A 17,398-nucleotide genomic window follows, 5' to 3' on the forward strand; every position below is an offset into this window, starting at 1 on the left:
ATGCCGGGATGATGCGGAACATGCTTGCGCCCGCAATCAACGCGGGTAACGTGGACGCCCGGTTCCAGGCGCGATGTCGAGGCGCGATGCGCGGATAGAACAGGAAGAACCATGATTCGTATCTGCATGCTCGTCGCGGCCTGGTGCATCGGAACCTCACTGGCGCAAGCCGCCGGCTTTCAGTTCATCGAGATTCCCGGCAACGGGCCGCTTCACGCGCTCAAGGGCGCGGTCTGGTATCCGTGCAAGCAGGCGCCCCGCGACGAAGCCCTCGGCCCGATCGTCCTCTCCGTCGCCAGGGATTGCCCGGTCACGGGCGAGCGGCATCCGCTCGTCGTCATCTCGCATGGCCGGGGCGGCGCGTTCCTCGATCACGCCGACACGGCGCAGGCCTTGGCCGATGCGGGCTTCGTGGTCGCCGCGATCAACCACCCCGGCGACAATGCAACGGATGCGACCCGCATCAACGATTTCCCGGTGCTCGTCGAGCGGCCAGCGGACATCAAGCGGTTGATCGATTTCATGCTGGGCTCGTGGCGGGCCTCGGACCGCATCGACGCAAACCGCATCGGCATCTTCGGCTTCTCGCGCGGCGGATACTCCGCGCTCGTCGCGATCGGCGCCGAGCCCTCGTTTGGAACGCATCTGCGCTTGTGCGACGGCGTGGATACGCCGCTCTGCGATCAGGTGCGCAAGGGAGAACCGCCTGCGCTCGCGCATGATCCGCGCATCAAGGCGGCGGTGATCGCCGATCCGGTCGCCCTCTTCTTCTCGGCGGAAAGCTTCTCGAACTTCAAGATTCCCGTCCAACTCTGGCGATCCGAGTTGGGCGGAGGCGGCGTGACGCCCGAGAGCGTCGCGAACCTCGTCGGCGAGCTGCCGGCGAAACCGGCGGTGCATGTCGTGCCGCACGCCCGGCACTTTTCCTTCATGGCGCCCTGCTCGGCTGCCTTCGCGCAGGTTGCGCGCGAGATCTGCGCCGACGAGCCGGATTTCGATCGCGGCGCGTTTCATCGGGCGTTCAATGGCGAGGTGCTTGCGTTCTTCCGTCAACAACTGACGCGGCAAGGGCCGTCGTAACGGACAAGGTTCGACGTCGCCGACATCGACATCGACATCGACGGTAATCGAGCGCCCGCGCGGCCCACGCCGACCCGCACGCACTCAGCGCAGCTGCGCCTCGATCGGCTTCGTCAACGGCGAGACCACCTCGCCCGTATGCCGGGTCTGCACGGGCTCGACCAGCACGACCCAGCATTCGTCGTCGGCGACCGGATTGTGCAGCGTGCCGCGCGGCACCACGTGCATCGAGCCCGCCGGCAGATCGACAAAGCGCCCGCCCTCGTATTCGATCCTCAGGTGTCCGCGCACGACGAAGAACAGTTCGTCCTCGTGCGCATGGTCGTGCCACACGAGCTGGCCGCGCACCTTGGCGATCTTCACGTACTGATCGTTGACCTGCGCCACGACTTTCGGCGACCAATACTCGGATACGTCGGCGAACGCCGCTTCGAGGTCGAACGATTCGGCAAACGGATGGGATGACATGTCTATCTCCAGGTCGGAATGACGGACGCGGCGAGCAGCACGCCCATGACGACGTTGAGCATGCGCCAGTGACGCGGCGTACGCAGGCGCCGCGCGAGCAGCACGCCGAGCGCGGACCACAGCGCGAGCGACGCGCACGCGGCCACGCCGAACGCCGCGCCGAGCAGCATCGCGAGCCGGTTCGGGGTGCTCGCGAGCAACGCGAACGACGCCGCCGCGCCGACCGTCATCGCCCAGCTCTTCGGGTTGAGCCACAGCAGCACGAAACCGTTGGCGAGCGTGATGGGGCGCGCGGGACCGTCGCCGGCGTTCGGCGGCCCGCTGCGCGCGATCCGCCACGCGAGCCACAGCAGATAGGCGGAGCCGAGCGCCTTCACGCCCGTTTGCAGCGACGGCAGCGCGAGCAGCAGACCGCCGAGCCCGAGCGCCGCGACGGCGGCGAGCAACGCGAGGCCCAAGGCAATGCCGAGCATCAGTGGAATCGAGCGCATGAAGCCGAAGCGCGCGCCCGAGGCGGTGGCGAGCATGGTCGCGCCGCCCGGCGTCACGGTCGCGACGGCGACGAACAGGAGCAGCGGCAGGATCGAGGTCATCGGGGCCAATCCGGGGAACGATACTCGTACTGTACAAGGCGTCGATACATCAGCAAATGGAATAATTTTGATGCGATCCATTACGCCGCATAATGCGTCGATGACCCGCAACCTCGACCTCGATCTGATCCGCACCTTCGTCGCCGTCGCCGACAGCGGCAGCATGACGGTCGCGGCGAATCGGCTGCACATGACGCAAGGCGCGGTGAGCCAGCAGGTGAAACGGCTCGAAGCCGCGCTGGACTGCGTGCTGTTCGTGCGCAAGACGCGCAAGCTGGAACTGTCGCGGCACGGCGAGCAGTTTCTCGTCAAGGCGCGCCAGATGCTGCGGCTGAACGACGAGATCTGGACCGACATGACCGCCCAGCCGCTACGCGGCAGCCTGCGCGTGGGCGTGCCTTACGATCTCGTGACGCCGCTCGTGCCCGCGATGAAGGCGTTCGCCGACGCGCATCCCCACGTGGAGATCTCGCTGGTGTGCGCGGCGTCGCCGGAGCTGGACGAGGCGTTGAACAGCGGCCGCGTGGATGTGACCTTGATCGAATACGTCGCGAGCGAAGCCGAGGGCGACGTGATCCGCATCGAACCCTTGGCGTGGGTCACGGGGCGCGGCAGCGAGGCGTGGCAGAAACGGCCGCTGCCGCTGTCGATGGTGGACGCGCGCTGCGCGTTCCGTCCGGTGGTGCTCGGCGCGCTGGCGAACGCGGGCATTGCGTGGCGGACGGTGTTCGAGAGCGGCAATATTGAGGCGACGGCGGCGACGGTGCGCGCGGGTCTTGCGATCACGGCGTGGCTCGTTTCCACGGTGCCAGGCGACCTGGACATCCTGACGCCTCGCGAGGCCGGCCTGCCCGCGCTGCCGCCGTTCGCGATCTGCCTGCGCCTGCCGGGCGCGGCGCAGCCGGCGGCGCGGGAGTTTGCGCGCTATGTGCGGGAATCGATGGCAGGTGATGCAGGGACGCGAGGGGGGAGTGCGAAGATCGCGTGACAGGCCCCGCGACGTGCGTCGGCTCCTGCCCGCCCCGCCTCGACGGATACCCACGGCGCGAGGCACGACCCGCACGCTCGACCACGCATGCAACGCCGCCCCTTCACTCCGCCAGCGCCTCCGCCCCGCGATCGGCCGCCGCCTTCCCGCGCCCCAGCGAAATCTCGACCAGTTGCTCCGCCGGCTGCGGCCGCGCGAACAAGAACCCCTGCACCTGGTGACACCCGATCTCCTGCAGGAACGCCAGCTGCCGTTCCGTCTCGACGCCTTCCATGACCACGTCGAGCCCCAACGCCCGCCCCATCGCCACGATCGCGCGCACGATCGCGTCGTCCGGGCTGCCCGAGCCGCAGTCCGTGAGAAACGACCGGTCGATCTTCAGCGTATCGACCGGCAGATCCTGCAGGTACACGAACGACGAATACCCCGTGCCGAAATCGTCGATCGCGAGACTGATCCCGCGCGTGGCCAATTCCCGCAACAGAATCCCGATCTCCTCGCGCGTGTTCATCGCCATGCTTTCGAGCAATTCGAGTTGCAGGCACTCGGCCGGCAACGCGGTCTCGCTGAGAATGGTCATCAGGTCGCTGAGGGACGGCGCGATGCCGCGCGCGGCAGTCGGCGATGCGTGCCGGCGTCATGGAATCGACGTCGACAAGATCGATTTCGCGAACGCGCAGGCGTATGCCGATGCGATCCGGCGCAGCGACCGCATGAACCCGCCCCGGTCGCGTGACCGTCCGGCGCGGCGCGCGAACCGTCCTGCGTCCGCGCGCCGCGCGGCCCTCAAGCGACCCGTCGCCCCGCGCGATAGGTCTCGCGCGGCACCGGCAGATCGCCATGCAGGGCGACCCGCACGAGATCCGCGCGCAGGCCCGGCGCGATCGCGCCGCGATCCACGAGCCCCGCCTGCACGGCCGGCTCGGCCGACACCGTCGCGATCGCGCGCGGCAGCGTCCAGCCGGCGAGCCGCACCAGTTCGAACGCCGCGCTCAACAGGCTCGACGGCACGTAGTCGGACGACAGGATGTCGAGCAGGCCGTCGCGCGCCAGTTCGAGCGCCGACACGTTGCCCGAGTGCGAACCGCCGCGCATCACGTTCGGCGCGCCCATGATCGTGGCGAGACCATGCGCGCGCGCGGCCTGCGCGGCAACCCGCGTGGTCGGGAATTCCGCCAGCGTGATGCCCTCGGCCGCCGCCTGCTCGACATGCTCGACCACCGTGTCGTCGTGGCTCGCGACCGGCACGCCGAGCGCCGCGCAGCGCGCGATGATCTCGCGCCGGTGCCGGTCCGCGAAGCGCTGCTGCTCGTCGGCCATCTCGGTGAGCAGCGTCGCCGCCTGCTCGTCGCTCCAGCGGCCATGCCGCTCCTGGTAGCGCCGCCACTGCGCGGGATCGTGCCATTGGCGCTGGCCCGGCGTATGGTCCATCACCGACGCGAGCCGCAGCAGCGGATGCCGCTCCAGAGCGCCGAACACCTCGACCACGTCCTCGGTCGCGACCTCGCAGCGCAGATGCAGGAAATGCTCGGCGCGCAGCAGGCCGTCGCGCTCGAAGCGCGCGAGCGCCTCCGCGCAACGCGTCTGCATGTCGCGGCCGCGTACGCCGACGCTCAGGCGCGTGCCGATCGCGAGCGAATCGAACACCGTCGTGATGCCGGCCGCCGCGATCTGCGCGTCGTGGATCACGAACGCCGCATCGACGTCCCACACCACCCCCGGGCGCGGCGCGAGATGCTTCTCCAGGTTGTCGGTATGCAGTTCGACGAGCCCGGGCAGCAGGTAGTCGCCGCCCCAGTCCTGCGCCTCGCGCGCGGCGGTCGCCCCGCGCGCCACATCGCGGATCACGCCGTCCTCGACCTGCACCGCGCCCACGAACACTTCGTCGCGCGTGACAACGCGCGCATTGCTGATCAACATCGCTTTCTCCAGCTTTCGCCCAGCTTGCTTCATTGGATGGCGCGCGCCTGCCGCGACGGCGCACGCAGTTCGACGCAACGGGTCGCGACCTGGTCGCGCGTCCCCTCGTCATGGAAGATACCGACGATCGCCGTTCCCTGCCGGCGCATTTCGACGATCAGCGCCGCGACCGCGTCGCGGTTCTCCGCGTCGAGCGACGCGGTGGGCTCGTCGAGCAGCAGCACCGGATGCCCGGCGATCAGCCCGCGCGCGATGTTCACGCGCTGCTGCTCGCCGCCCGAGAACGTCGCGGGCGCGAGCGGCCACAGTCGGCGCGGCACGTTCAGGCGTTCGAGCAGGCGCGCGGCGCGCGCGTTCGCCTCTTCCTCGTCCACCCCGCGCGCGATCAGCGGCGCGGCCACCAGCGCCTGCGCGCCGACCCGCGGAATCGCGCGCAGGAACTGGCTGACATAGCCCACCACGTCGCGCCGCAACCGCAGCACCTCGTGCGGCTCGGCCTCGGTCACCACCACGTGAGCGCGCGCCGGCTCGCGGATCGCGATGCCGCCCGCGCTCGCCAGATAGTTGCCGTACAGGCAGCGCAGCAGCGTGCTCTTGCCCGCGCCCGAGGGCCCGGTCAGCACCACGCACTCGCCCGCGTCGACGTCGAGCGACACGTCGCCGAGCGCCTCGATGCGGATCCCGCCCTGCCCGTGCAGCACGAAGGTCTTGCCGACGCCCGCCGCGTGCACCATCCGCGCCGGATGTCCGGCGAACACCTGCGCGGGCCGAAATGATTGGTTCGCTTCCATGCTGGTCCTCATACTGGCAAAACCGACGACACGAGCATCTGCGTGTACGGATGCTGCGGATCGTCGAGCACCTGGTCCGTCAGGCCCGCCTCGACGATCTCGCCGCGCTGCATCACCATCAGCCGGTGCGCGAGCAGGCGCGCGACGCCGATGTCGTGCGTGACGATCAGCATCGACAGGTGCAGCGTCGCGGTCAGCGTGCGCAGCAGGTCGAGCAGGCGCGCCTGCACCGAGACGTCGAGGCCGGCGGTCGGCTCGTCCATGAACACGAGGCGCGGGCCGATCACGAGGTTGCGCGCGATCTGGAGCCGCTGCTGCATGCCGCCCGAGAACGTCGACGGCAGATCGTCGATGCGGCCCGTGTCGAGTTCGACGCGCGCCATCCAGTCGGCCGCCGTCTCGCGCAGCCGGCCGTAGTGGCGCGCGCCGACCGCCATCAGCGGCTCGCCGATGTTCGCGCCCGCCGAGACGCCGGATCGCAGCCCGTCGCGCGGATTCTGCTGGACGAAGCCCCACTCCGTGCGGATCAGCTGCCGGCGCTGCGGCTCGGGCAGCGCGAACAGATCGACGCGCGCGCCGTCGCGCCGCGTGTAGTGCAGCGCGCCGGCGTCGGCCCCGGTGCGCAGCGCGAGCAGGTTCAGCAAGGTGGTCTTGCCCGAACCGGACTCGCCGACGATGCACAGCACCTCGCCCGGATACAGGTCGAAGCTCGCGTTCGCGCAGCCGTTGCGGCCGCCGAAGCGCTTGGTCAGATTGCGTGCGCTCAAGAGCGGCGTCATGCCGGTTCCCCCTCGGTGTGCGGCGCGCGCGGCGGCGCGGCCGGCGTGGATACGTCCGGCGCGTCGCCGCGCCGTTCGCCGCAGTAGTCGCTGTCCGAGCACACGAACATCCGCGTGCCGCGATCGTCGACGATCATCTCGTCGAGAAAACTCTCGTGCGAACCGCACAGCGCGCACGCGCTGTCCCAGCGCTGCACCTCGAACGGATGGTCGTCGAAATCCAGGCTGCGCACCGGCGTATAAGGCGGAATCGCATAGATGCGCTGCTCGCGCCCCGCGCCGAACAGCTGCAGCGCGGGACTCATGTGCAGCTTCGGATTGTCGAACTTCGGAATCGGCGACGGCGAGGCCAGGTAGCGGCCGTTGACCATCACCGGATAGTCGTAGGTCGTCGCGATGCCGCCGTGGCGCACGATGTCCTCGTAGAGCTTGACGCTGATGAGCCCGTAGTCGGCCAGCGCATGCAGCTTGCGGCACTCGCTCGCGCGCGGCTCCAGCTTGAACAGCGGCTCGGGCATCGGCACCTGGTAGACCAGAATCTGACGCTCGGTCAGCGGCGTCTCGGGGATCCGGTGGCGGGTCTGGATCAACGTCGCGTCGACGGTGCGGGTGGTCGTCGCGACCCCGGCCGTGCGCGCGAAGAAGCGCCGGATGTTGACCGCGTTGGTGGTCTCGTCCGAGCCCTGGTCGATCACCTTCAGCACGTCGGCGCGGCCGATCAACGCCGCCGTGACCTGGATCCCGCCCGTGCCCCAGCCGTACGGCAGCGGCATCTCGCGCGACGCGAACGGCACCTGGTAGCCCGGCACCGCCACCGCCTTCAGCAGCGCGCGACGGATCATCCGCTTGGTCTGCTCGTCCAGGTACGCGAAGTTGTAGTCGCCCGCGCCGTCGGGCGGGCTCTCGTCGATCGGCTTCATCGTCCTGCCTCCTCTTGGGCGGGGTGGTCCGCCGGCGCGGCCGCATCCGGCGCGCGGGCCGCGCGCAAGCGCCGCACCAGCTCCAGCTCGGCCTGGAAATCCACGTAATGCGGCAGCTTCAGGTGCTGCACGAAGCCGGACGCCTCGACGTTGTCGCTATGCAGCAGCACGAACTCCGGATCCTGCGGCGGCGCGTCGGCCGTCTCGCCCAGCTCGTGCGCGCGCAGCGCGCGGTCGACGAGCGCCATCGCCATCGCCTTGCGCTCCGAATGCCCGAACGCGAGCCCGTAGCCTTGCGTAAACGACGGCGGCACGCCGTTGCCGCCCGCGAACTGGTTGATCATCTGGCATTCGGTCACGTCGAGATCGCCGATCTCGACCGTCTCGCCGTCGAGTTCATCGAGCGCCAGCTCGACGCTGACCGCGCCGAAGCGCAGCTCGCCCGCGAACGGATGCGAATGGCCGTAGCCGCGCTGCGTCGCGTAGCCCATCGCGAGCAGGAAACCCTCGTCGCCGCGCGCGAGGTTCTGCAGGCGCAGCGCGCGGTCCGCCGGAAAACGCAGGGGCTCGCGCGACAGGTCGCCCGGTTCGGGTGCATCCGCCGTCGGGATCTCCTGTTCGATCAGCCCTTCGCGATCGAGCAGCGACACGACGCGCGGCATCGGTTCAGGTTCAGGATCAGGCACGCGCGCCGCGCCGGCCGGCGCGGCGGCGGGCGCGGCCGAGGGCGCGTCGCCCTGCTCCGCGAGCAACGCGAAATCGAGCAGGCGCTGCGTGTAGTCGTAGGTCGGCCCGAGGAACTGGCCGCCCGGAATATCCTTGAAGGTCGCGGAGATGCGCCGCGCGATCCGCATCGCATCCGTATCGAGCGGCGCGGTGCAGCCGAAACGCGGCAGCGTGGTGCGATAGGCGCGCAGCAGGAAGATCGCCTCGACCAGATCGCCCGCCGCCTGCTTGATCGCCAGCGCGGCCAGCTCCTCGTCGTACAGCGAGCCTTCCGTCATCACGCGCGCCACCGCGAGCCGCTGCTGCTCGCGGATCTGCGCGACGCTGATCTCGGGCAGCGCGGTTGCACCGCGCCGCGCCGCATCGAGCAAGCGCCACGACGCTTCGATCGCGCGCTCGCCTCCCTTGACGGCGACGTACATCAGGCCACCTCCGCTGTCGTGGTGCGCGGCAGGCCGAGCAGCTCGCGGCCGCACACGAGATAGGCGTCGATCCCGCACGGAAACAGCGGCGCGAAGGCCGCCCGGGCCGCCCAGAACGCCGCCGGCAGCCCCACCGGCGCGAGCGTGCGCGCGCCGTCGATGCCGGGCCCCTGCACGCGCACCGGCGCGCCGCCCGTCAAGGCGTCGACGCGCACGAACAGCGTCGCGGATTGTTCGGGCGCATCGGGCGCGCCGAGCGCGAAGCGTTCGAGCGCGGCCGCCGAGGCCGGTTCGTGCAGGTAGGCGAAACATGCGCCCGCCGGCGCGTCGACCAGCGGCGCGCCGGTATGAAAGCGCAGCGCCGATGCGAAGACCGGATCGGGCGTGTCGAGATAGATCGGCGTGCTGTCGTCGCCGAGCGCGAGCAGCGCCGCGAACGCGGCCGGCGCGGCGGCGGAGCCGCGCGCGAGATCCGCCTCGCCCGCCGCCGGCGCGAGCCGGACGATCGTGCCCGGACGCGCGAGCGCGTCGAGCAGCGCGCGGAACGCCTGCTGCGTGTCATGCACCGGATCGCCGAAGCCGGCCGGAATATCCGCGATCGCGATGCGCGCGCGCGTCATGCTGTCTGTCATCAATCGCCTCGTACCATCGTGAAGAATTCGACCCGCGTCGTCGCGGTCTCGCGTGCGCGCGCCGCGCGCTCGGCGGCCTGTTGCGCGCGGAACGGCTCGATCAGCTCGGCGTGCGCCCGCGCATGCCGCTCGGGCAGCTGCAGCAGCGCATCGGCCAGCGCGGCCAGCTCGGCGCGGCGCTTGTCGCGCCCCAGGTGGCAGGCGACGCCCACGGTCGCCGGCGGCCCGACTTCGGCCGCGCGCAGGCGCAAGGTCGCGCGCGTGACGGTGGCCTCGCCCAGGTTGAACGCATCGCCCGTGCCGCCGATCCGCCCGCGCACCATCGCAAGGCCGATCTCGGGCGGCCGCAGCCAGTCATAGGCCGGCGGCGCGCCGCCGGCCAGCACGCGCTCGAGCGCGCTCGCCAGTGCATCGCGCGGCGCGCGCGCCAGCACGGCGAGCCAGGCGCGCCGCGCGGCCGGGGAAAAACAGGCATCGGAACTAGAACAGGGGTTCATCGGCACTCCACGAAGTCCAGGCAGCGAAATTTAACCACCATCCCATCTAAACGTCTAGACGTTTAGATGTAAAATGCGATCTGTCCCGCCGGCGGCGGTACACTACAATGCGCCGCGCGCTCATTGCATCGCAAGGAATTGACACCACCATGACATCGAACGAAATGCCCGATACGCCCCATCCGCTCGAACGCGGCGGCGGCGTGGCCGTCTGGCGGCAGATCGAGCAGATCCTCGCCGCGGAGATCGCCGCGGACGGCTTCGGCGAGGACGGCCGGCTGCCGAGCGAGGGCGAGCTGGCCAAGCGCTTCGACGTGAACCGCCACACGGTGCGGCGCGCCGTGCTGGGGCTCGCCGCCTCGGGGCTCGTGAGCATCGAACAGGGGCGCGGCACCTTCGTGCAGTCGGGCGCGATCGACTACACGATCGGCCGGCGCACCCGCTTCACCGAGAACCTGACCCGCCATCAGCACACGGCTGGCGGCCGGATGCTGTCAGCCGCGCGCGTGAAGGCCGACCCGGTCGTCGCGAAAGCGCTCGGGCTGCGTGCGGGCGCCTATGTGTACCGCATCGAATCGATCCACGAAGCCGACGGCGTGCCGCTCACCTACGCGCACAGCAGCTATCCGGCCGCGCGCTTCGCGGATCTGCCCGATGCGCTCGATCGTCATGACCGCGTCACCGACGCGCTCGCCGAATACGGCGTGACCGACTACCTGCGCAAGTGGAGCCGGATCGGCAGCGTGCTGCCCGAGGCGAACGTCGCGCGACGTCTGAATCTCAACCGGCAGCAGCCGGTGCTGTGGGTCGAGAACGTCGACGTCGACCTGGAAGGCCGGCCGATCAAGTACGGGGTCACGCATTTCGCGGCGGACCGCGTGCAGTTGGTGATCGACAACGACGACGTGCCCGGCGATGCGCGCTGACGACGGCCTCGCCCGCTGGCCCGCGCAGGCGCGCTTCGCGATCTACTACGCGCCGCCGCGCGACAGCGCGTGGTGGCGCGCGGGCTGCGCGTGGCTCGGCCGTGATCCGGAAAGCGGGGCGGCGGGTTCAGGCCCGGCCGCCTCGGTCCCGGCAGACTCAAGCTCGGCTGAACCATGTTCGCCCGGCTCAAGCGCAACCGACACGGGCGCGGCCGATCCCCGCCCCCAACCGCCCGCGCTCACGCGTCCGCTGGCCGACCTCACCGTCGCGCCTGCGCGCTACGGCTGGCACGGCACGCTGATGCCGCCGTTCCGGCTCGCCGCCGGCGTGACGCCCGCCGATCTGCTCGCGCAAGCGCAGCAGTGGGCGGGACGCCAGCGCGGCTTCGCGCTCGCGGTCACGGCCGCCGCGCTCGGCCGCTTCGTCGCACTGCGCCCCGCCACCGACGCGGACGAGGCCGCGATGCGCGCGCTCGCGGAGGATGCCTTGCGCACCTTCACGCCGCTGCGCGCGACGCCCTCGGCGCGCGAACGCGACGCGCGACGCGCGCAGCCGCTCACGCCGCGCCAGCAGGCGCTGCTCGACGCCTGGGGCTATCCGTACGTGCTCGACGAGTTCCGCTTCCACATGACCCTCTCCGATTCGCTCGACGATCCCGCCGAGCGCGGCATCCTGCTCGACTGGTGGCGCGCGGCGGCGCCCGGCCTCGGCCCGCTGCCCGCGACCGGCGCGGCGCTGTTCGTCGAACCCGCGCCGGGCGCGCCGTTCGTGCTGTGGCGGCGACTGCCGTTCGACACGTTGCGCACGCAACCATGAGCGACGCGCGACTCGTCTACGTGATGGGCCCGTCCGGCGCGGGCAAGGACACCCTGCTCGCCTATGCGCGCGAACGCCTGCAGCGCGAGCCGGTGCTGTTCGCGCATCGCTACATCACCCGCGCCGACAGCGGCCCCGAGAACCACGTCGCGCTCAGCGACGAAGCGTTCGCGCTGCGGTCCGCGCGCGGCCTGTTTGCGCTCGAATGGTCGAGCCATGCGCTGCGCTACGGCATCGGCATCGAGATCGACCAATGGCTCGCGGCCAGCTGCACGGTGGTCGTCAACGGCTCGCGCGCGCATCTGGCCACGGCGCTCGCACGCTATCCGCGCCTGCGCGTCGTGCACGTGAACGCCGCGCCGCACGTGCTGGCCGCGCGGCTCGCCGCGCGCGGCCGCGAGAGCGCCGAGCAGATCGGCGCACGCCTTGCGCGCCAGGTCGAATGGCGCGCGCCCGGCGGCACCCGCATCGCCACGCTCGACAACTCCGGCACGCTCGACGATGCGGGGCGCGCACTCATCGCCCTGCTACGCGAGCACCCCTGAGCGCCACTCCTATTTCTAGTAGCTCCCCGCAAGATCGTCGGTCATCTACCATTTAATTAATCGTTTCCGACGAGATTGTCCCGAGCCGCCGCGCGGCAGGACCCAAAACGACACGACCGCCGCCGGGCGGCATGCATCTCTGGGAGAGGGCGTTTGAGCTACATTCCGATCGATTCGACCGATGCACGCTACAACACGCTCAAAAAAGGCTTCAACCTGCGCTGGCCCGCCCCCGAACAAGCCGCGCAACGGATCCTGGTCTGCAACGACGCCGCCGAAGCCCAGCAGGCGCTCGACCATGCCCTCACGCACCAGCTGCGCCCCACGCTGCGCAGCGGCGGGCACTGCTACGAAGGCTTCGTTTCCAACAACCCAGGCGGCGTCATCATCGATATCGGCAACCTGACCGGCATCGACACCGACGTGAGCGCGGGCGGCCGCCGCTACGGCTTCCGTCTCGCGGCCGGCAACCAGAACTGGGACAGCTACCTGGGCCTGTACCGCAACACCGGCAAGACGCTTCCGGGCGGCTCGTGCTATTCCGTCGGGCTCGGCGGACACATCAGCGGCGGCGGCTACGGATTGCTGTCGCGCCTGAACGGCTTGACCGTCGACTGGCTCTCGGGCGTCGACATCCTCGTCGCGGACAACGGCAAGGCGCGACTGCTGCATGCGAACGCCAGCCAGCATGCGGACCTGTTCCGGCTGTGCCGCGGCGCGGGCGGCAACAACGCGGGGCTCATCACCCACTACTACTTCGACGACCTGCCGGTCGCGCCGGGCGAGGTCGTGGTGGTGCAGCTGCAGTTTCCCTGGGACCAGTTCATCGACGCGGGCCGCCCGCAATTCGATGCGTTCGTCAACGCCTATGCGGACTTCCTTCATGCGGCCGACACCGAAACCGACACCTACGGACTGTTCACGCTGCTGAAGCTCACTCACGTGAGCGCGGGCAATATCGGCCTCACGGTGCAGTACACGGATCGCGACGGCGGCGTCGCCGACCTCGGCCCGCTGCTCGCGTTCCTGAAGGCCCTCGCGCCATTCAAGCAAGCGTTGCAAAGCGCGTACCTGCCGGGCGCGGGCCACCCGTTCATCGGCAGCCATCCGAAGACGCTGAGCGCGCAGGGGCTGCCCACGAACACCCGCGTGATGGATTGGCTCTACGCGACGCAGACGTTCAACGGCTCCGGCGCCAATCAGCGCGGCAAGTACAAGTCCGCGTACATGAAGCAGCGCTTCACAGAGCACGAGCTGGATGCGCTTCATCGCTATCTGAGCAAGACGCACGCCAAGGATGATGACTTCGCGCAGTCGCTCGTGCAGGTCGACTCTTACGGCGGCGCGGTCAATCACGCGTTCTCCGGCAATCCGCACTTCGACCCGGCGCATAACGAAACCGCCGTGCCGCAGCGCAGTTCGATCCTCAAGCTCCAATACCAGACCTACTGGACCGACCCGCTCAACGACGCCAAGCACGTCGACTGGCTGCGCGAGTTCTATTGGGCCGTGTACCGGCACGACGGTTTCAACGGCACGCCGTATCCGGCGTCGCAAGCCCTGCGCGGCTCGCGCTACGAAGGGTGCTACATCAACTACCCGGACGTCGACATGCTGACGGGCGAGCAGCCCGGCACGGCCGGCTACCACTGGGGCGAGCTGTACTACGGCGGGCTCTACGACTCGCTCGTCGCGGCCAAGCGCGCCTACGACCCGCACAACGTGTTCCATCACGCGATGTCGCTCGGCGCGACGCCCTGAGACAACCCGCACGCTACCTTCGCCCTCCAGGAGATAGGCCCGATGAAATCGTCCATGCGCTCCGCGACCCGCGCGCGCCCCACGCTGCATCGATACATGGCGCTGTCGCTGCTCGCCGCAGTCGGCGCGACGCTCGCGCCCGTGCGGCCGGCGGCCGCGCACGGCGCGGTCGGCTATCCGATCGCGCGGCAATACCAGTGCCGCATCGAAGAAGGCTACTGGTATCCGGAGAACGGTTCCGCGATTCCGCACGACGACTGCCGCGCCGCGTTCCGCGCGGGCAACCAGTCCGCCTATCCGTTCACGCAGTGGAACGAGGTGTCGGCCAATCCGGTCGGCCAGGGCAACGATCTGGCGAAACTCAAGGAAGCCGTGCCCGACGGCCAGCTGTGCGCGGGCGGCGACCGCAGCAAGGCCGGCCTCGATGTACCCGCCGCGCAGTGGCGCAAGACGCGGCTCGTGCCGCGCAACGGCCACGTCGAACTCGTGTGGGAGAACACCCAGTCGCACAATCCGGCGCGCATGCGCATCTTCATCTCGAAGCCGCAGTACAACGCGGCCGCGCCGCTGCGCTGGGACGACCTGCAACAGATCTACGACGCCCCCGCTCCCAAGCCGATCGCGGCGAACGGCGCAGGCCACATGTCGTCGGTCACGTCGCTCTACAAGCTCGATGTCACGCTGCCGCCCGGCCGCACCGGCGACGCGGTGATCTACAGCTACTGGCAGCGCATGGATGCGGGCAACGAAGGCTTCTTCAACTGCAGCGACGTGTCGATCTCGACCGACGAGAACACCGCGAGCTTCCCGTGGCAGGAAGACCGCGCGCTCGTCGAGGCCGGCTTCAAGCCGCGCGCGGGCCAGCAGGTGCGCTTCCGCGTGCTGGGCGGCGCGCAGGGCGAGGAACAGATCGACCTGCGCGTGCCGATCACCACGCGGAACGCGGACCCCGCCGTCTGGAGCCGGCAGCTCAATGACCTGCTCGCCCACTACGGCAACACCGTGAAAATCGGCAAACGCAGCGGCAACGCCGTGGAATTCGACGCGAAAGAGCCAGCGGCCAACAAGGTCTGGCTGAAACCGAACACCAGCAGCGCGCTCAGCATCATCGGCAGCAACTGACGTCAGCCGCGCCGGGCGCTTGCCCGGCCGGCTCCGGCACTAACGCCGGACCTCGTGTGTGTCTGCGGATATTCCCTCGGTATCCGCCGTTGGCGGCCATCGTTTACGCGATGCGCCGCCTTTTTTTGCATCGCCGGAATGAATAATATCGCCCACTCATGCGATAAACGAGATTCCTCGCGACAATTCCGCCATTCAATGCGCGCATGAGTATTTCGGAACATATTTCCTCTTTTTCCCGCCCGCAGTAAATTCGACACAGCTTACCCGACAGCGTATCGACAGCATAAAAACGGCTGCTCGCGCCGCGCCCGCCGCCGGCATCGAAACCGCCATCAATCCCGCGAATTCTTTCCCCGACTTTGTTCACGCCCGCCCATCAAGGCTGACAAGGCAACGATTCCATTTTCCTCGCCTCCCGGATCATTTCAGATTGCTCACCAACAGCTGACTCGATGTATTTGATCCTAATCAAACTTTAATTTTTTGGTAAATATCTTGTAATTACAAAATTGAACTTCTAGGATGCCTCCTGCAGTTCACAGTACCTCTACAGTTTTAATGCTTGCGCTTAATTCACTTATCAATATTCACGCATTCATTCATTATCTGGGGGTTTACATGAATAAACTGACTTGCCTGCTGTCCATTACCGCGCTTTCGTTGGCGACCCTGAGCGCCTTCGCGCAAGGCGGCGACCAGCAGGCCACAGTCGACCGGGCGCTGCAGTTGGTCCAGCAGAATCCGAGCAGCTTCAACCTCTCCGCCGGTCCCGCCGCGCGCTCGCTGAAATTCGCGGCCGCGCAGGCGAACGCGCCGACGGAAGGCGATCAGTTCCAGGTCCGCGACGTGATCGTCGATCCCGACGGCACCGAACACGTGCGCTTCGATCGCTTCTACGGCGGGCTGGCCGTGATCGGCGGCGACATCGTCGTGCACTCGAACCAGGGGCAACTGAAGCAGGCAAGCCTGACGCAAGCCGCGCCGATCAACCTCGCCGGCAAGATCGGCAAGGTCGGCGAACGCTTCGTGGTCCGTAACGCGCCCGACGTCGGCGCGACGGCGGCCCAACGCGCCGCGACCGCGCGCTTCGGCGCGTCTGTGCGCCGCGTCGATACGCCCGAACTCGTCGTGTTCGCACGCGACGTCGCGCCGACCCTCGCGTACGCGGTGCGCGTGCTCGGCAAGGCGAACGATACGCACGGCGAGGCGGTGCTCTACTACGTCGATGCGCGCACGGGCGCCCTGCTCGATGCGCAGGACCTGATCAAGTCGTCCGCCGCGACCGGCACCGGCCGTTCTCTGTACTACGGCAATCTGTCGCTGATCACCGACCAGACCGGCACCAACGCCTACCGCCTGCTCGATCCGACACGCGGCGGCGGCTCGGTGTACGACGGCCGCGGGCTCGAGGCCGGCGACATCGATCAGGGCGGCAACAACCTGTCGATCTTCACGAGCAGCACCAACGTGTGGGGCAACAACACGACCAGCGATCGCCAGACCGTCGCCGCGGACATCGACTACGGCCTCGCGATGACCTGGGATTACTACAAGTCCGTCCACAACCGCAACGGCGTGTTCAACGACGGGCAAGGCGTGAAGAGCTACGCGCACGTGGTGTTCGACACCGGCGCGGGCACGACCGGCGCGAACGCGGCGTGGATGCCCTCGCACGTGATGGTGTATGGCGACGGCCAACCGGGCAGCCGCCTGCCGCGGCCCGTCGTGTCGATCGACGTGGCCGGGCACGAGATGAGCCACGGCGTGACCGAGGCGAGCGCGAACCTCAACTACTCGGGCGACGCGGGCGGCCTCAACGAATCGACCTCCGACATCTTCGGCACGCTCGTCAAGTTCTACGCGAACAGCCCGAAGGACCCGGGCAACTACGTGATCGGCGCGAGCGTGGTGAGCGGCGGCCTGCGCAAGATGTACAAGCAGGATCTCGACGGCCGCTCGTACAGCTGCTATCCGTCGGGCGGCTTCTCGTGGTCGAACCCGCGTCACGATCCGCACTACTCGTCGGGCGTCGGCAACCGCTTCTTCTACCTGCTGTCGGAAGGCCCGACCGTACCGTCGACCGACACCGGCTTGTCGAAGAGCCAGCTGGTGTGCAACGGCGACACCAGCTTCAGCGGCGTCGGTCGCGACAAGGCCGGCAAGATCTGGTATCGCGCGCTGACCGTGTACCTGAACGCGAACTCCAGCTATCCGAATGCGCGGCGCGCGTCGATCTCGGCGGCGAACGACCTGTACGGCACGAATTCGGCCGAAAGCGCGGCGGTCGCCCGCGCCTGGAGCGCCGTGGGCGTGAACTGACGCAGCCGCGCGTCGCGGCGGGATGTCGCACCCGCCGCGACGCGCGCACCTGACCTCGATGGGCCGGCAAGCCCGCTGCGACGGGCTTG

Annotated in this window: 17 protein-coding genes and 1 pseudogene; 8 read left to right on the plus strand and 10 right to left on the minus strand. The window is 69.0% G+C overall.

Going from position 1 to position 17,398, the window contains the following annotated elements:
• Positions 1-111 precede the first annotated feature (111 nt).
• Positions 112-1,080, plus strand: coding sequence for an alpha/beta hydrolase family protein (locus tag Bsp3421_RS12545; protein WP_273996282.1), 969 nt, complete (start codon positions 112-114; stop codon positions 1,078-1,080).
• A gap of 84 nt (positions 1,081-1,164) precedes the next feature.
• Here the strand turns inward: Bsp3421_RS12545 and Bsp3421_RS12550 are convergent, their stop codons facing one another.
• Positions 1,165-1,548 (minus strand): cupin domain-containing protein, encoded by a 384-nt coding sequence (locus tag Bsp3421_RS12550; protein ID WP_273996283.1) that lies wholly within the window; start codon positions 1,546-1,548, stop codon positions 1,165-1,167.
• Positions 1,549-1,550: 2 nt separating this feature from the next.
• Positions 1,551-2,141, minus strand: a complete 591-nt coding sequence (locus Bsp3421_RS12555; protein ID WP_273996284.1) for a LysE family translocator — start codon at positions 2,139-2,141, stop codon at positions 1,551-1,553.
• 100 nt (positions 2,142-2,241) lie between these two features.
• Between Bsp3421_RS12555 and Bsp3421_RS12560 the strand changes: the two genes are divergently transcribed.
• Entirely contained in the window at positions 2,242-3,129 is an 888-nt protein-coding gene (locus Bsp3421_RS12560) for a LysR family transcriptional regulator (protein WP_273996285.1), read from the plus strand.
• A gap of 103 nt (positions 3,130-3,232) precedes the next feature.
• Here Bsp3421_RS12560 and Bsp3421_RS12565 read toward each other — a convergent pair.
• From Bsp3421_RS12565 to phnG, 8 genes and pseudogenes are all read right to left on the minus strand, one after another.
• A pseudogene (locus tag Bsp3421_RS12565) lies at positions 3,233-3,721 on the minus strand (EAL domain-containing protein); the annotation flags it as partial.
• Positions 3,722-3,915: 194 nt separating this feature from the next.
• On the minus strand, positions 3,916-5,049 hold the full coding sequence (locus Bsp3421_RS12570) for an alpha-D-ribose 1-methylphosphonate 5-triphosphate diphosphatase (RefSeq protein WP_273996287.1): 1,134 nt from the start codon (positions 5,047-5,049) through the stop codon (positions 3,916-3,918).
• Positions 5,050-5,078: 29 nt separating this feature from the next.
• Positions 5,079-5,840 carry a phosphonate C-P lyase system protein PhnL gene (gene phnL / locus Bsp3421_RS12575; protein ID WP_443111441.1) on the minus strand — a complete coding sequence of 254 codons (762 nt, stop codon included), beginning with the start codon at positions 5,838-5,840 and terminating at the stop codon, positions 5,079-5,081.
• A gap of 8 nt (positions 5,841-5,848) precedes the next feature.
• Positions 5,849-6,619, minus strand: coding sequence for a phosphonate C-P lyase system protein PhnK (phnK, locus tag Bsp3421_RS12580; RefSeq protein WP_252984902.1), 771 nt, complete (start codon positions 6,617-6,619; stop codon positions 5,849-5,851).
• Positions 6,616-7,539: an alpha-D-ribose 1-methylphosphonate 5-phosphate C-P-lyase PhnJ gene (locus tag Bsp3421_RS12585; protein WP_273996289.1), complete on the minus strand. Its 924-nt coding sequence runs from the start codon at positions 7,537-7,539 to the stop codon at positions 6,616-6,618. Before Bsp3421_RS12585 ends, phnK begins: the two co-directional genes overlap by 4 nt.
• Positions 7,536-8,687, minus strand: a complete 1,152-nt coding sequence (locus Bsp3421_RS12590; protein WP_337995260.1) for a carbon-phosphorus lyase complex subunit PhnI — start codon at positions 8,685-8,687, stop codon at positions 7,536-7,538. The genes Bsp3421_RS12585 and Bsp3421_RS12590 overlap by 4 nt, the downstream gene beginning before the upstream one ends.
• The gene (gene phnH, locus Bsp3421_RS12595; protein WP_443111442.1) at positions 8,687-9,319 is read right to left on the minus strand and encodes a phosphonate C-P lyase system protein PhnH; all 633 of its coding nucleotides are present in this window, start codon (positions 9,317-9,319) and stop codon (positions 8,687-8,689) included. Before phnH ends, Bsp3421_RS12590 begins: the two co-directional genes overlap by 1 nt.
• Positions 9,319-9,816 carry a phosphonate C-P lyase system protein PhnG gene (gene phnG, locus Bsp3421_RS12600; protein WP_273996290.1) on the minus strand — a complete coding sequence of 166 codons (498 nt, stop codon included), beginning with the start codon at positions 9,814-9,816 and terminating at the stop codon, positions 9,319-9,321. Before phnG ends, phnH begins: the two co-directional genes overlap by 1 nt.
• A gap of 149 nt (positions 9,817-9,965) precedes the next feature.
• Here phnG and phnF point away from each other — a divergent pair, with 149 nt between their 5' ends.
• The 6 genes from phnF (at position 9,966) to Bsp3421_RS12630 (ending at position 17,309) form a co-directional block, all read left to right on the plus strand.
• Positions 9,966-10,742 (plus strand): phosphonate metabolism transcriptional regulator PhnF, encoded by a 777-nt coding sequence (phnF, locus tag Bsp3421_RS12605; RefSeq protein WP_273996291.1) that lies wholly within the window; start codon positions 9,966-9,968, stop codon positions 10,740-10,742.
• A complete protein-coding gene (locus tag Bsp3421_RS12610) occupies positions 10,732-11,559 on the plus strand; it encodes a DUF1045 domain-containing protein (RefSeq protein ID WP_273996292.1) in 828 nt (275 codons plus the stop codon). Before phnF ends, Bsp3421_RS12610 begins: the two co-directional genes overlap by 11 nt.
• Positions 11,556-12,104: a phosphonate metabolism protein/1,5-bisphosphokinase (PRPP-forming) PhnN gene (phnN, locus tag Bsp3421_RS12615; RefSeq protein WP_273996293.1), complete on the plus strand. Its 549-nt coding sequence runs from the start codon at positions 11,556-11,558 to the stop codon at positions 12,102-12,104. Before Bsp3421_RS12610 ends, phnN begins: the two co-directional genes overlap by 4 nt.
• A 153-nt stretch (positions 12,105-12,257) precedes the next feature.
• Positions 12,258-13,865: an FAD-dependent oxidoreductase gene (locus tag Bsp3421_RS12620; protein ID WP_273996294.1), complete on the plus strand. Its 1,608-nt coding sequence runs from the start codon at positions 12,258-12,260 to the stop codon at positions 13,863-13,865.
• Positions 13,866-13,907: 42 nt separating this feature from the next.
• Complete coding sequence (locus tag Bsp3421_RS12625; protein WP_337995261.1) at positions 13,908-14,987, plus strand: lytic polysaccharide monooxygenase; 1,080 nt, start codon at positions 13,908-13,910, stop codon at positions 14,985-14,987.
• 621 nt (positions 14,988-15,608) lie between these two features.
• Positions 15,609-17,309: a M4 family metallopeptidase gene (locus tag Bsp3421_RS12630; protein WP_273996295.1), complete on the plus strand. Its 1,701-nt coding sequence runs from the start codon at positions 15,609-15,611 to the stop codon at positions 17,307-17,309.
• The last annotated feature ends 89 nt before the right edge of the window (positions 17,310-17,398 follow it).

The sequence above is a fragment of the Burkholderia sp. FERM BP-3421 genome (assembly GCF_028657905.1).
GTDB lineage: Bacteria > Pseudomonadota > Gammaproteobacteria > Burkholderiales > Burkholderiaceae > Burkholderia.